The organism is Nostoc commune NIES-4072, assembly GCF_003113895.1.
Lineage (GTDB): Bacteria > Cyanobacteriota > Cyanobacteriia > Cyanobacteriales > Nostocaceae > Nostoc > Nostoc commune.
The window spans coordinates 3,728,960-3,742,967 of sequence record NZ_BDUD01000001.1 but is presented as its reverse complement, the minus strand read 5'-3'; the positions used below and the strand labels follow the sequence as shown (position 1 = coordinate 3,742,967).

The window sequence follows — 14,008 nt, the reverse complement described above, 5'->3', positions numbered from 1 at the left end:
CTGCGTACCTCTGCGCCCCTCTGCGTTTAAATTTCAACTCTCAATTCGCCACGATTTTAGGCAAAGCAGTGGAATTGTCGCTTAATAACGCCTAAAGTGGCTCAAACCCTTATACTGTCAACGTTTTAACCATTTCAAAATATTCGGTTTAAATGGTTGCTATGACTCAATACGGTTCGGTTAAGGCAAGAGACGCGATAAATCGCCGTCTCTACAAAGGACTGATTATTGTAAAGACGGCGATTTATCGCGTCTTTGGGATCTAGGGCGTGTCATTAAAAAACCTTATCTGAACCGTATTGTGCTATGACTGGGTTTCATGGGTTATTTAGCTTATTTCGCAACAACTCTAGTACTAAGCAAACTTTTCTTTAATGATTTGACTTTAGCGCAAACCTCTGGAAGTGACCGATCTTTGCAAATTAGCTAGAGCGCGATTGTAATCCAAAATAGCTGCGACTCGATTACCTTCTGCTCTTGTCAGGTCATTTTCAGCAGAAATCACTTCTGTTTGAGTACCTACACCAGCTTGAAACCTCAGCCTTGCTAAATTTAGAGCTTCTCTAGCTTGATTTAAAGCCACACTAGAAGTCTGCACATTATTTAAATTGGATTGCAATTGAGAATAGTACTGTTCTACATCGAAGCGAATTAGGTCGCGCTGGCTACCAAATTGAGTCTCTGCAAGAGCAATATCAGCTCTCGACTGAGCCGCCCTTGCTCTTGCAGCTCCAGCATCAAATAAAGTGAGATTTCCGTTAAGTCCCAATGAATAGCCATCACTAATGCTGACGCCATCATTAAACCGATCTGACAGGTTGTAGTTACCTACCAAACTAATTTGCGGCCCTAGCTGTGAAAGTGCCTGTCGTCGCTGTTGCTCGGAAAGATTACGTTGTGCTAATTGCTGTTGCAATTCTGGGCGATTTTGAAACGCTTGGACAATACTTTGTTCTACCGTCTGGGGCCAAAGACCGGCTATTTGTACAGGATCTGCGGCACTAATATCAGCTGACTCTGACAAACTTAACAACGTGGCAAGCCGACGACGGGCAATTTGCTGCTGCGAGATAGCATTAGTCAGTTCTTGTTGAGAGTTTGCTAAATTTACCTGAGCTTGCAACACATCAAACCGCGTACCCACTCCAGCCTGTTCTCTGGCTAGAGTATCCCGCAAACTAGCTTGGGCATTTTCCACAGCAGCTCGATTAATTCTTACTTGTTCATCTGCTTGTTGCAAATTGTAGTATTGAGTTGTGGTATTCAAACTAATTGTCAAAGACTGATTTTCGACATTCAATTGATCCGCACGTAGTTGTTCTTCGGCAGCTTGGATTGTCGCTTGTCGATTACCGGAGGTATAAACGTCATAATTCAGTTGGGCTGAACCACTAAAAGAGGTGCTGCTTTGAGATGAATTATTACTAAAACCATTACCCCTATTAGTTACACTACTGTTAATTCCCAGAGTAGGAAACAAAGCAGCTTGAGACTCGCGTAGTGCCGAGCGGCTGCGTTCTAGCTGTAATAGGGCTACCTGTAAATCTCGATTGTTGCGTCGTGCTAGTTCCAAAGCTTGTGCCAAACTGATTGGTACAATTCCCCGAATCCTTACTTCCTGCGGTTTGGTAGGAAATTGTAAAGGATTGGGACTGGGGTTGAGGTAATTAGGAACCTTTACAGGGCTTGAGGTATTCTGGGGTTTTGGGGGAGTTGCTGCACTTGCTGCATTTGGAAAAAGAATAGCTATGGCTACGGTAAGCCAGGTAAAATGCACGAAGAATAAACTGAAATTCATAAATAGATGGTAGTTATTAATTAGTTTTTGAGGATATAATCACAACTTTTCATCTTAATTGATCTACGGGAATTTTAAATTCCCCCTCAAAAAACTGATATTAATAAATTAGCCTACAATCAAGCCATCCTGAACTCGAATAATTCTTTTAGTTTGAGCAGCGATATCTGGTTCATGAGTGACAATCACAATCGTGATGCCTTGGTCATTAAGTTCAGTCAGCAAACTCATTACCTCATGAGAAGTTTCAGTATCTAAAGCTCCTGTTGGCTCATCTGCCAAAACTAATGCAGGTCGGTTGACCAAAGCACGAGCGATCGCTACTCGTTGTTGTTGTCCCCCAGATAGTTGACTTGGACGGTTAGATATGCGTCCCCCTAGTCCTACCTTTTCTAAGGCATCTAATGCCCTTTGACGGCGTTTTGGCTTAGGCAAGTTAGCGTAAACCATTGGTAACATAACATTTTCTAGCGCTGTTGCCCGCGCCAATAAATTAAATTGTTGGAAAACAAAACCAATCCTTTGGTTACGAATATAGGCTAATTCATCATCATCAAAAGTCGTCAGGTTTCTGCCTTCAAAAATATAGTCTCCAGTTGTCGGACGATCCAAACATCCCAAAATATTCATGAGTGTGGATTTCCCTGAACCTGACGCACCCATAATTGAGACGTATTCACCTTCTTCAATAGAGAGTTCAATTCCCTTAAGTATTGGAACACTAACTTCTCCCAAGTGGTAAGTTTTAGTAATAGATTCCATCCAGATCATTGTTGGCATAAGTGAGTGCTGAGTAGTGAGTGCTAAGTAGTGAGTAGTAAAAGTTTATTTAGTAGTGGAGGCTGAGTTTGTTTGATGTTTTTGTTTACTAACTGAGATGCGAAGACCACCAATAATTTTGCCTACTTATTCTGCTTGATTTAAAAGTTGGTTGAATTTGACTTTATCGAGGTAACCAACATCCAAGGCTATATAAAGTTGAGAACGCAGTTCTGCACAAGATGACTTGGCTATGGAAAGAAACTGATGAAATTCTCCTAAATAACTTCTTTCAAAACCCTCAGCAATGTTAGACATGATAGACACTGCTGCCCTTTGTATTTGTCCCGATAATCCAAAATCTCTAGCAAAGGCGCCCTGCTGAGTAACCTGATAAATATCTTTAGTTAGAATTCTTGCTTTTTGCCAAGCAATCAAATCTTCAAAACGCTCAACTTTACTCATTCTACTGACCACTCAAATTGAAAATTAACAACTAAATAACTTATAACTAGGCACTCAGCACTCAGCACTCTTAAACTTAGTCGCTTCTTAAAGCAGTAATTGGATCTAATTTAGATGCATTCCGGGCTGGAATTACGCCAGCCACTAAGCCAACGCTCAATGAGAGTCCAAAGCCAGCAATAATCGACAATAAAGAAATTACAAAGGGAAATTTAAAAGTGTTTGCAGCTATAAAGGCTAATAAAATACCAGTTACCATGCCAATACATCCACCAACAATGGAAATCACGATCGCTTCGGTTAAAAATTGATTAAGTATTGCAGAATTGGTGGCTCCTACGGCTTTGCGAATCCCGATTTCCCGCGTCCGCTCAACCACGGAAACCAGCATAATGTTGGCAATACCGATTCCACCAACCACTAACGAAATTCCAGCGATCGCTACTACCATTACTGTAAATAAACCCACAATACTAGTGAAGGTACTAACAATATCAGCTTGATTGGTCAGTCGAAAATCATCAGCTTGCGGCGGATAGATGTTGTGACGCAGCCGTAAAAGATTGGTGACTTGAAACTGAGCGGCTTCTAACTGTTCCTGATTAGCGCCTTTAACTAAAATTCCATTTACAGAAACGCCTACAAGGGCATTGTTTCCAACCAGTCTCTTCGACATAGTAGTTAGAGGAATGAAAACCTGGTCATCTCGATCCATCGGCCCCTGAGAACCTTTAGGTTCCATTACCCCAATTACTTCATAAGCCTCTCCCTGAATGCGAATTCTCTCGCCGATAGGATTTACACCCTGTGCAAACAGTGTTTTTTGAACTGTAGGGCCAAGAATAGCTACCTGTGCCGCAGTATCTAATTCTTCTTGAGTAAAATATCTTCCTTGCTGGGGGTGAGTATTTCTAATTTCTGGGTAGTTCAAATCTGTGCCATAAATGGTTGTTGAGGTGTTCTGTCCTGCATATACAACTTGAGCGCTGCGTTGGAGATAGGCAGAAACCATCTGTGCTGATGGTGCTTGTGTAGCGATCGCTTTTGCATCTTCCCAAGTCAACGTGCTGCTAGAACCTACTCCTTGTCGGACATTCCCACTTCTTGCTGCACCCGCCAAAATTTGGATGACATCTGTACCCAATGCTTGTATCTGTTGCTCAACACCCTTTTGCACTCCCTGACCGACAGAAGTAATGGCAATGACTGAAGAAATCCCAATAATTACGCCCAACATAGTTAGACCTGTGCGTAATTTGTTACTCCACAGAGTCTCTGCCGCCATTGTCAAGATTTCCAGCAACGGTACTGTGCGAGTATTCTTAGTTTTGTAAAAGCCCTTAAATATCTTAAACATAATGTTTTATTTAAAACTCAATATAATTCAGTTCAGCATTTCTTTCTTCTCTTCTTTTGCGTCCTTGGCGGTAGCCTGCGGCAAGCCGCTTCGCGTCTACGTTAAAAAAGTTGAGCCTTTTTACCTTTTTACTTGGCAGTTGAGCCTTTTTACTCGACAGTTGAACCTTTTTACTCGGCAGTTGAGCCTTTTTACTCGACAGTTGAGCCTTTTTACTCGACAGTTGAGCCTTTTTACTCGACAGTTGAGCCTTTTTGCTCGGCAGTTGAGCCTTTTTACTCGACAGTTGAGCCTTTTTACTCGACAGTTGAGCCTTTTTACTCGACAGTTGAGCCTTTTTACTCGACAGTTGAGCCTTTTTACTCGACAGTTGAGCCTTTTTACTCCCCTTTCAGTTCCATTCCCCCTGCTCCCTTGCCTCTTTTTAACTAAACCGTATTGATTTAAAACTTACTTTAAGGGGAACCACCGCCTGAACGACCTCCGCCGCCACTGGCTCCTCTTCCTCCGCCTCCACCACCACCTAGACCAGGGAAAACTCCTCCTCTTGGTGTTGATTGCGGACGCGCTCCTGGTGGGAAACTGAGCAATACCCTTTCATCTCCTGTCAATCCAGACTTAACTTCAGTAAAGTTATTCGCGCTGACACCAGTTTCAATAGGAGTAAACACAGGTCTGTTATTCTTTCCTGCCACAAACACACCTGTGGCATTTTCTTGTCGCACCACCGAGGCCGTTGGCACTACTAGAACATTTTCAACTTGACCGACTTGAAAATCTACTTCCGCATTCATCCCAGATCGCAATAGCCTTTGAGGGTCTGAAAGTGATACCCTCACTTCAAAACTGGTGACGTTTTGCTCTACTATTGCTTGGGCAGCAATTTGGCTGACTTTACCCTCAAAGGTTTTTCCTGGGTAGGCATCTGCTTTAATCGAGACTTTTTGACCAAGGCGGATTTTGGAAATATTTGTTTCCGCTAAATTTGCAACAACTTCATTTGTTGAAGCTAAAGACAAGATTGAAGAAGAAGAAGAAGAAGCGACTTCACTACTGGCAGTTGTAGGTGTCACGAAAGCGCCGGGATCAGCAAACTTCTTTGTCACCACACCATTAAAAGGTGCGCGAATAATTGTGTCATTAATTTCGGCTTGGATGTTTTGCAACGAACCGCGAGCAGATGTTACCTGGGCGCGAGCTGCGTCAATATCTTCTTGGCGGGTTCCGGCTTTTAGAAGTGCCAAAGCTTGCTGTCTTTGCTTCACCACAGCTTGGGCTTGCTCAATATCTTCTGGACGTGACCCAGCTTTTTGCAGAGCCAGTGCTTGTTGTGCTGCATTTACAGTAGCTTGGGCGCTGTCGCGATCGGCACGGCTTTGGTTGAGAGTCTGAAGGGAAATACCGCCTGCATTGTAAAGTTGTTGATTGCGGACAAGATTATCTTCTGCTTTTCTTAGAGCCGCTTGAGTGTTTTGTAACTGTGCTTGTGAAGCAGCAATATCTTGAGAGCGATTACCTGCTTGTACTTTTTGTAGATTCGCTTCGGCTTCGTCTAATGCTCCCTGTGCTTGACCAATATCTTGAGGGCGATTACCTGCGATCGCCTTTTGCAGATTCGCCTCGGCTTGGGCCAGTTGTCCTTGAGCAGAGGTGAGTTGCCCCCGCAAGTTGGAATCATCCATGTAAGCAACAATCTGTCCCTGTTTGACGATATCCCCTTCCTTCACCAGCAGGCTTTTCAGGATACCGGAATTTTTTGGGCTGAGGTTGATTGACCGCTCAGGCTTCACCGTTCCATTTGCTGAAACTGTGATTGTTAAACTCTGCCTTTCTACAGGTTTTGTCAGCACCCGACGTCTAGCTTCTTGACGGGGAGCAACCGTTACTTGGTAATAAACGGCATAACCAATTCCACCCAAAAGGCAAAGAGCAATTAGCCAAGAGAGCCAATTACGTTTCCCCTTTTTTTTCTTTACTTCTGGAATCAAAACTGGTGAATCTACGTCCTTTGGTGTATCAATTTTCATATAATTTCGTTTAAAAAGAACGGCTACCGAGCTAGTTATTCACGGCTAATATAGCCTGGTAGCCCTATACCAACAATGATTTTGAGTTTTTAGTATTTTAGTCAGAATTCAGGAGTCAGAATAGTTAAAGAATCAAAAGAGCATTTTATGAATAAATATACCAATCATTCTAGATTCTTGATAAATTCTGGCTCCTGACTCCTGGGTGCTGAATTCTTACGTGTTTTAAAGGTTTATTTGCAGTACTAATCCACTAGGAAGTCTGAAGTAATCATCATGCACTCTAACTAATCTCCCAGCAGGAACAATTTCCTGATTAGGAAGAAGAATATCCCCGTTGGGAAGTCTAAAGTAACCTTGATTACGCAGTCTGACTATGGATCTAGCAGGAATAATTTCTCCATTGGGATATCTGATGTCACCATTACCAAGTCTGACTACTCTGTTATTGAATCGGTTGTCACGGTTCCAATTATCCCGTTCTCTAGAGTTTCTAATTTTTACAGGATAGGGTCTGCCGTTGGGGTTCCAATTACTTCTGTCTCGATTTCTGTCTTCTCTATAGTTGCGTCTGCCGTCGCGATCCCAATCTTGATTGCGATCGCCAACAACATAGACTTTCGTCTGGGCACTTGCAGGCGCAGTCAAGAGAGTGGGAACAACGATTAGGGTAGCAGCAGCTAAGACTATCGAAATTCGGTTTGCTTTCAACATGGAATTGATTCCTTATTTGCTTAAAGTTATATTTTGCTGAGGTTTGAATTCAGCAATCTTTAGACAGTTGTTTCTGTTTTAGTATGAAGGTGTTTAATATTTACCTCTTCGTATAAATTCATACATATTAATTATTGCTTAAAACGCCCAAACCAATGTATGACCAAAGTCATTAGTAATTCCAAAGTGATGTATGACCAAAGTCATAAGTTTTTTTAATAGGGAGTGGGGAGTGGGGAATGGGGAATGGGGAATTGGTCTGGGCATTGGTTCTTAATTCTTCTCCCCCTGCCTCCCCTGCTCCCCCTGCTCCCCTCATCCCACTCCCCACTCCCTACTCCCCACTCCCTAATTAATCCTAATGATGCAAGATTTTGCTACCGTCAACAGCAGAGATCGTTTAAGCTAGCTGAAAGATTCTTTGATTAGTGGCTTAAAGGCGGTAATGTGCCTAAACATGTTCGTTTGATTTCTTTTCTAATGGTCTGTAGTTTATGGAGTATGCCAAAAGCCGCTAACGCGCAGGCATTAATACCCCATACATTGCAACTAGATGGGACAAAGTTAGAGAAGCAGGGGTTGACCTTGGCGCAAGAGGCGGCTCAACTGGCTCAGTTTCAACAGGTTGATTTAGCTTTGCCACGAGCGCGGCTGGCTAGTCAACTGGCTCCTAAGAATGATAAAGTGTGGCTGCTCTTAGGTGGATTGCAACTGCAAACCAAAGAGTTTGACGGGGCGATCGCTAGCCTGAAAAAAGCGCAATCTCTCAACCCGAAAAATGGTGATATTTTGTTTGCTTTGGGTTCAGCTAATTTTCAGCAGAAAAATTACCAAGCAGCTATTGTCAATTACCAAGACGGTTTGAAGTTAAAACCCAATGATCCAGAGGGTTTGTTTAATTTGGGTAATGCTTACTATCTGCTAGGTCGATTGCCAGATGCGATCGCGCAGTACGATAAAGCCGTCTCCCACGATAAAAAATTCTGGCCGGCGATCAATAATATTGGCTTAATCAACTACGAACAGGGTAATATCTCCGAAGCGATTAAGCAATGGCAATCTGCTGTAACCCTTGATAAGCAAGCCGCAGAGCCTTTATTGGCCTTAGCAGTGGCACTGTATACCAAAGGCGATCACCAGCAAGGATTAACCTTCGGGGAAGCCGCACTCCGCATCGATCAACGCTATGGTAGTTTGAATTTTCTCAAAGAAAATCTCTGGGGCGATCGCCTACTGTCTGATACGAAAAAATTCTTAGAATTACCCCGTATTCAAGCAGCACTACAGCAACGAGAAAATTCATCATCAGCCCCTGAACAACAGCCTACTCAATAGAAGTTAGGAGTTAAAAGTTAGGAGTTAGGAGTTAGGAGTTGGAAGTTAAATATTTCAACAGTTATCAGTTATCAGTTAATTTGTCCATTGGGAGTCAGAGTCCCCACAACTAGGAAGTGGTGTGTTTCAGTCGGGGTGGTCACGTAGCTCTGCCGAAGTGTCAAATCCCTGACTTAAACCGCGATCACTGTTTACTGTTCCCTGTTCACTGATTTAACTCCTCACTCATAACTCCTAACTCCTAACTCTCTTATTACCACTTGCCTAACAGTACCTTTTCGTAGTACATCTATACTAAACTGACTAAATACAGGAACTAGTCGCCCAAAAACCTTTGCGGGCGAGTATTCCTGAAATTAGTTGTCAATTCTCAGTGGTCATCTGTGGGTAGAAGTGCGATGATTTGGTCAACAAACTGTTGATGGTCAACAACTGGCTTAGAAATGTAACCATCAGCGCCGCTTTGCTTGAGAAAGTTTTCGCGATCGCCTTCCATAGCATGTGCCGTCACCAAAATAACGGGTAAGTTTGCTGTTTTGGGATCAGATTTTAACATTTGTGTAATTTTGATTCCATCAACAGATTTACCTTGATAAACGCTTCTAGACAGAGAAACATCCATCAAAATCAGGTCGGCTTCTCCTGATTGGGCAATTTTTATTACTTCTTCAACATTTTCAGTGTGTTTTACACCCAAGCCGCCACGCTTGGACAAAATTTTGGAAAAAACACGAGCATTAATTAGATCGTCTTCGACAATTAAAACAGTTTTCATGAGATTTTTAGTAATAGAGGTAGAGGTAAGGCGATTAGGCAATTCAAAATTTAAAATGAGAAAATGCAGTCATGGCAAGTATCCTGGCTATGGAGTCTATACAAATTAAGTTGCAGCAAATTATCATTCCATTAAAACAGCTACCAGCTATCTGTTTCCTTTTTAATAGTCAATGTACATAGTGTCATCAAGGATGATACTACTGCTTTTTCTTTTATGACTATCAATATTTTGTTAGGAATCCCATTTCATCCGTTATGCTGTGGTTGCTGCAATATTGAGTTCCGACGGCTTTAGTGTAGTTAAATTTCAGGGAAAAAACTCATGGCAAAACAGTTAAACCTTCTCGCAACGGGACAGGTAATTCCAACAGCCCTGCATACCGAGATGCAACGGTCTTATCTAGAATATGCCATGAGCGTGATTGTCGGGCGAGCGCTACCAGACGTGCGTGATGGCTTAAAACCAGTGCATCGCCGCATTTTATATGCCATGCACGAACTCGGTTTAGTACCAGATAGACCCTATCGAAAATGTGCCCGTGTAGTGGGTGATGTGTTGGGTAAATACCATCCTCACGGTGACCAATCAGTTTACGATGCTTTAGTCAGGCTGGTACAGGATTTTTCTAGCCGCTATCCTTTGCTGGCAGGACACGGTAACTTTGGCAGTGTCGATAATGACCCGCCAGCAGCAATGCGTTACACAGAAACGCGCCTCGCACCCATCAGCCATGAGGGAATGCTGACAGAAATTGGCGAAGAAACTGTGGAATTTGTCGGTAACTTCGATAATTCCCAGCAAGAACCAACAGTATTACCTGCTCAGTTGCCGTTTCTGTTGCTCAATGGCTGTTCTGGTATTGCTGTAGGAATGGCGACGAATGTTCCACCCCACAACTTGGGGGAAGTGGTCGATGGGTTAATTGCCTTAATCGACAACCCAGATTTGCCAGATGAAAAATTATTTGAGTTAATTCCAGGGCCAGACTTTCCCACTGGTGGAGAAATAATTGGTGAGGCTGGAATTCGAGAAGCATATACCACAGGCAAAGGTGGGATTCTGCTGCGGGGAATTGCGACTCTGGAGGAAATTCCAGCCACAAGGGGAAGCAAGCGACGGACGGCAATTATCATTACAGAGTTGCCTTATCAAGTGAATAAGGCTGCCTGGATTGAGAAGGTAGCGGACTTAGTAAATCAAGGACGTTTGCAAGGAATTTCTGATCTTCGAGATGAAAGCGATCGCGAAGGGATGCGGGTGGTAATTGAACTCAAACGCGATACCAATCCCCAAGAAGTTCTCCAGCATTTGTATCATCAAACTGCTTTGCAAATGACTTTTGGGGCAATTCTCCTAGCAATAGTGAATGGACAACCCCGCCAGTTAAGTTTGCGTCAACTGTTGCAGGAGTTTTTGAGTTTCCGAGAAGAGACGCTGAACCGTCGCTACAATTACGAGTTGGAGAAAGCCCAAAGTCGTGTGCATTTGCTGGAAGGTTTACTCAAAGCACTATCTAATTTGGATCGGGTAATTGAAATTTTGCGGCAAGCTCCCGATGGCAGTACAGCAAAAATAAACCTTTGTAGCCGACTAGATTTGAGTGAGGCACAAGGAGATGCAATTTTGGCTATGCCGTTGCGTCGCCTCACCAGTTTAGAACAGCAAAATTTGCAGCAAGAATTTGAGCAGATAAGTGAACAAATTAGATTGTTGGAGCTATTACTAAGCGATCGCCGAGAATTACTCAAGGCACTGAAAAAAGATTTGCGATCGCTCAAGCGCAAGTACAACGATCCCCGGCGGACAAAAATTGGAGAGGAGCAAAAGTCTAGGGCAGAGGAGCAGAAGAACAGAGGATCAGAAAATGATGAAGACAATCCCAAATCCACCATCCAAAATCCAAAATTAGAACAGCCAGCAGAGGAAGCGGTTTTAGAATTTACCCAACGGGGTTATGTGCGCCGTACCCAGCCATCTGGGAAAAAGTCAAAAGGTGAAAATGGTCTGCATGATAATGACTTCATTATCCAAACTGTTTTAACTGACACAGAAAAAGACTTGCTAATCCTAACTGGTGGCGGCAAAGTCTATCCTGTGAAGGTGGGAGAAATTCCCCCAACCACTGGACGTTCCCCACGAGGAAAACCTTTGATTACCATGCTCAGTAATACTGCTCAAGGTGCTCAAGAAGCTGTGGTCAGCCGCTTTTTACTGCCGGAAAATCTCGAAACTAAGCAGATGATTCTTTTAACAAAAGAGGGACGGATTAAGCGGCTGTCTCTGGGAGAATTTACTAACTTAACTCGGCGCGGAATTACAATTTTGAAGCTCAAAGACGATGATGAATTGTCATTTACCCAGTTCACCAAACCAGGCGAACATCTGATTTTAGCTAGTTCCGGTGGGCGACTGTTGCGCTTTGCAGTCAATGATGAACAATTACCGATCATGGGACGCACAGCGATGGGTTTACAAGCATTTCGGTTATTGAAAAATCAGCAGATGGTTGGCTGTGTCACTATCGGGAAAGATGACCAGCTACTCCTAGTCACTCAAGAAGGATATGCCAAGCGAATGCCTGCAAGTCAGTTAAGAGCGGCTAATCGCGGCGATTTAGGCACGCAAGCACTGAAATTTGCCAGCAAAACTGACAACTTAGCTGGTATGGTTATAGCGGCGATCGCATCTGGCGAGGTAGCTTTAGTGACGAATAAGGAGCGGGTAGTGCGGTTATCTCTAGAAACAGTGCCAATATTGGGCAAAGATGTTAAAGGTGAGAGTATCATCCAACTCAACCGCGATGAAAAAATTATCACCGTTGCCGAAGTGCGATCATAAATTAGGGTGATGTTCAACTTGCGACAAGCCAACTTGCAGGATTTAGAGGCGCTAATCGGGCTGCGTCTTGAACTCCTGCGTGAGGCTGGCGATATTAAAGGTGACTCTGACACCACAAACCTAGCAGAAGCAACTCGAAAATATCTTGGCGAAAAAATGCCGTCGGGTGAGTTTTTAGCTTGAGGGACTATCGAGAGTAAGCGCAAAGACAGATTGAGCAGCAAGCATTCTTCTTACTACTTCTGGATCAATACCCAAAATTTCTAAGCAGCTTAACTCGTCTATTACGTTCAACATACTATGTTCTGTTACACGAAAACCTTGTTCATAAACGAACTGCCGTGCTTGATCGAGTGTGCCAAAATTATTATTTACTAAAGACCTGCCTGTAAGGTTAGTACCTGTTTGTAATAGCTTTTGTAAATCTGAGTCATCTTGTTGCGATCGCACTAAGCTACCTGTATCAATGAAATCAGGAGTAATCCAAACACCACCATAAGAGTGAAGAATCTCGCGGACATTGGCACACACAAGTTGTTTTTCTAACAAAGTCAGATGTGTCAGCAATCCTTCACACAAAATCATGACTGGTTGTCCAGCTTTGAGTAGAGGAGTACTCTTCCAAAACTCACTGGGATGGTTAGTAGCATCAATTTCTAGAAAATACAGGTTAGGACGTTCTACCACTAGTTGCTGAATTAGTTGCTGTTTACAACTAATCATCTTAGGCAAATCACTTTCAATAAAGGTTATATTCGGATTGCTAGACATCAAAAGCCCACGCGGTAACAAACCAGATGCTAGTTCTAGAACTTGTGTGATTTGATATTGAGCTATGACCTGGTTGATGGCTTTATAACGAGCTTCTATACGTGCGGTAAGCAAAACACTTTTGTCTTGATTTTGTGGTTGAGATAGCTTTACCAACCCTTGCGTCTCTATTAATTGTGCCAACTCCTTTGCATAAGGAATATCTGTGAATTGTCTAGCTAGACTAACCATGAAAGCAGTAAGGATAATTTTGTCAAACTCATTAGTTTGCTGCTTGTTCATAAATTTGTTTGATCTACTATCAAACAGTTTAAATATCAATTTATCAAATGAAAATTGCCTAAACTTATAAATTAGTTTTATTTGTAATAACTCTAACTTAACTATCTGGATGACAAAGCTAAATTAATAATTTTAGTGAGTGCGTAGATATAAAGCAGTCTTAACCACTTAACTCTTCACCCACAAGACTGGTAAACAAGGTACTTTCAACTGTAAGCATTTTGTACTTTAGATTTTTAAATTAATGCTAAAAGCTACTAATTAAACCATAGTTAATACACATCTACCTGTAATTTAAATTCTTGTTATTCAACGAGTGTAGGCAGAAAAAACTACTTACATAGTAAAATAATTGAGAATTTATATTAATAAATTAAGATACTCAGCCAAAAGTCTTGAGTTAATACAAATACCTTGGTAGGGGCGCACAGCTGTGCGCTCATACGGAAAATCTATATGTATCAAGATTTTCGTGAAATGCTAGAAGTCCTATAGTTGTATCCAAAGATAGATGTTTTAGCTACTATTAATTCCTATTGTTCATGTCAAGCTATGGAAACAAAAGTATAAAACATGTTGCTTTTATTAAAATATTTGTTATATTAGTTTACATAAGGAAATAAACCTTAAAAATTAAGCTTGGAGTTTGAATCATGACAAATGCAACTACAACAAAAGTAACTACTCCTGTAATTGAAGATCGCAACGCTTGGCGTTGGGGCTTTACTCCACAAGCAGAAATTTGGAACGGTCGCTTGGCAATGATCGGCTTTTTGGCAGCCGTTTTGGTTGAGCTTTTTTCTGGTCAAGGCTTTCTACACTTTTGGGGCATCCTATAAGTTTTAATATCCAAGATGACCTATAAATAAAAAGACCTGGAGTGC

12 protein-coding genes are annotated in these 14,008 nt (G+C 42.3%); 4 read left to right on the top strand and 8 right to left on the bottom strand.

Going from position 1 to position 14,008, the window contains the following annotated elements; all coding sequences use genetic code 11:
* Positions 1 to 385 precede the first annotated feature (385 nt).
* The 6 genes from CDC33_RS16680 to CDC33_RS16650 all read right to left on the bottom strand — a co-directional run bounded on the left by CDC33_RS16680 (position 386) and on the right by CDC33_RS16650 (position 7,120).
* A complete protein-coding gene (locus CDC33_RS16680; protein WP_109009411.1) occupies positions 386 to 1,798 on the bottom strand; it encodes a TolC family protein in 1,413 nt (470 codons plus the stop codon).
* Positions 1,799 to 1,906: 108 nt separating this feature from the next.
* The gene (locus CDC33_RS16675) at positions 1,907 to 2,578 is read right to left on the bottom strand and encodes an ABC transporter ATP-binding protein (RefSeq protein WP_109009410.1); all 672 of its coding nucleotides are present in this window, start codon (positions 2,576 to 2,578) and stop codon (positions 1,907 to 1,909) included.
* Between the two features lie 126 nt (positions 2,579 to 2,704).
* Complete coding sequence (locus CDC33_RS16670) at positions 2,705 to 3,022, bottom strand: four helix bundle protein (RefSeq protein ID WP_109009409.1); 318 nt, start codon at positions 3,020 to 3,022, stop codon at positions 2,705 to 2,707.
* Between the two features lie 76 nt (positions 3,023 to 3,098).
* Positions 3,099 to 4,379 (bottom strand): ABC transporter permease, encoded by a 1,281-nt coding sequence (locus CDC33_RS16665; RefSeq protein WP_439956615.1) that lies wholly within the window; start codon positions 4,377 to 4,379, stop codon positions 3,099 to 3,101.
* Between the two features lie 455 nt (positions 4,380 to 4,834).
* On the bottom strand, positions 4,835 to 6,406 hold the full coding sequence (locus CDC33_RS16655; RefSeq protein WP_109009407.1) for an efflux RND transporter periplasmic adaptor subunit: 1,572 nt from the start codon (positions 6,404 to 6,406) through the stop codon (positions 4,835 to 4,837).
* Positions 6,407 to 6,631: 225 nt separating this feature from the next.
* Complete coding sequence (locus CDC33_RS16650; RefSeq protein ID WP_109009406.1) at positions 6,632 to 7,120, bottom strand: hypothetical protein; 489 nt, start codon at positions 7,118 to 7,120, stop codon at positions 6,632 to 6,634.
* A 447-nt stretch (positions 7,121 to 7,567) separates the two neighbouring features.
* On the opposite strand from CDC33_RS16650, the gene CDC33_RS16645 reads away from it, so the two are divergent.
* Positions 7,568 to 8,455 carry a tetratricopeptide repeat protein gene (locus CDC33_RS16645; RefSeq protein WP_109009405.1) on the top strand — a complete coding sequence of 296 codons (888 nt, stop codon included), beginning with the start codon at positions 7,568 to 7,570 and terminating at the stop codon, positions 8,453 to 8,455.
* A gap of 370 nt (positions 8,456 to 8,825) precedes the next feature.
* On the opposite strand, the gene CDC33_RS16640 is transcribed toward CDC33_RS16645, so the two are convergent.
* Positions 8,826 to 9,230, bottom strand: coding sequence for a response regulator (locus CDC33_RS16640; RefSeq protein WP_109009404.1), 405 nt, complete (start codon positions 9,228 to 9,230; stop codon positions 8,826 to 8,828).
* 324 nt (positions 9,231 to 9,554) lie between these two features.
* Between CDC33_RS16640 and gyrA the strand changes: the two genes are divergently transcribed.
* Both gyrA and CDC33_RS38830 read left to right on the top strand, forming a co-directional pair.
* Positions 9,555 to 12,071: a DNA gyrase subunit A gene (gene gyrA, locus CDC33_RS16635; protein WP_109009403.1), complete on the top strand. Its 2,517-nt coding sequence runs from the start codon at positions 9,555 to 9,557 to the stop codon at positions 12,069 to 12,071.
* A 9-nt stretch (positions 12,072 to 12,080) separates the two neighbouring features.
* On the top strand, positions 12,081 to 12,254 hold the full coding sequence (locus CDC33_RS38830) for a hypothetical protein (RefSeq protein WP_181374037.1): 174 nt from the start codon (positions 12,081 to 12,083) through the stop codon (positions 12,252 to 12,254).
* On the opposite strand, the gene CDC33_RS16630 is transcribed toward CDC33_RS38830, so the two are convergent.
* On the bottom strand, positions 12,246 to 13,124 hold the full coding sequence (locus CDC33_RS16630; protein WP_109009402.1) for a class I SAM-dependent methyltransferase: 879 nt from the start codon (positions 13,122 to 13,124) through the stop codon (positions 12,246 to 12,248). The genes CDC33_RS38830 and CDC33_RS16630 overlap by 9 nt on opposite strands.
* Before the next feature lie 653 nt (positions 13,125 to 13,777).
* Between CDC33_RS16630 and CDC33_RS16625 the strand changes: the two genes are divergently transcribed.
* Positions 13,778 to 13,963 (top strand): CAB/ELIP/HLIP family chlorophyll-binding protein, encoded by a 186-nt coding sequence (locus CDC33_RS16625; protein WP_109009401.1) that lies wholly within the window; start codon positions 13,778 to 13,780, stop codon positions 13,961 to 13,963.
* Positions 13,964 to 14,008: the final 45 nt, after the last annotated feature.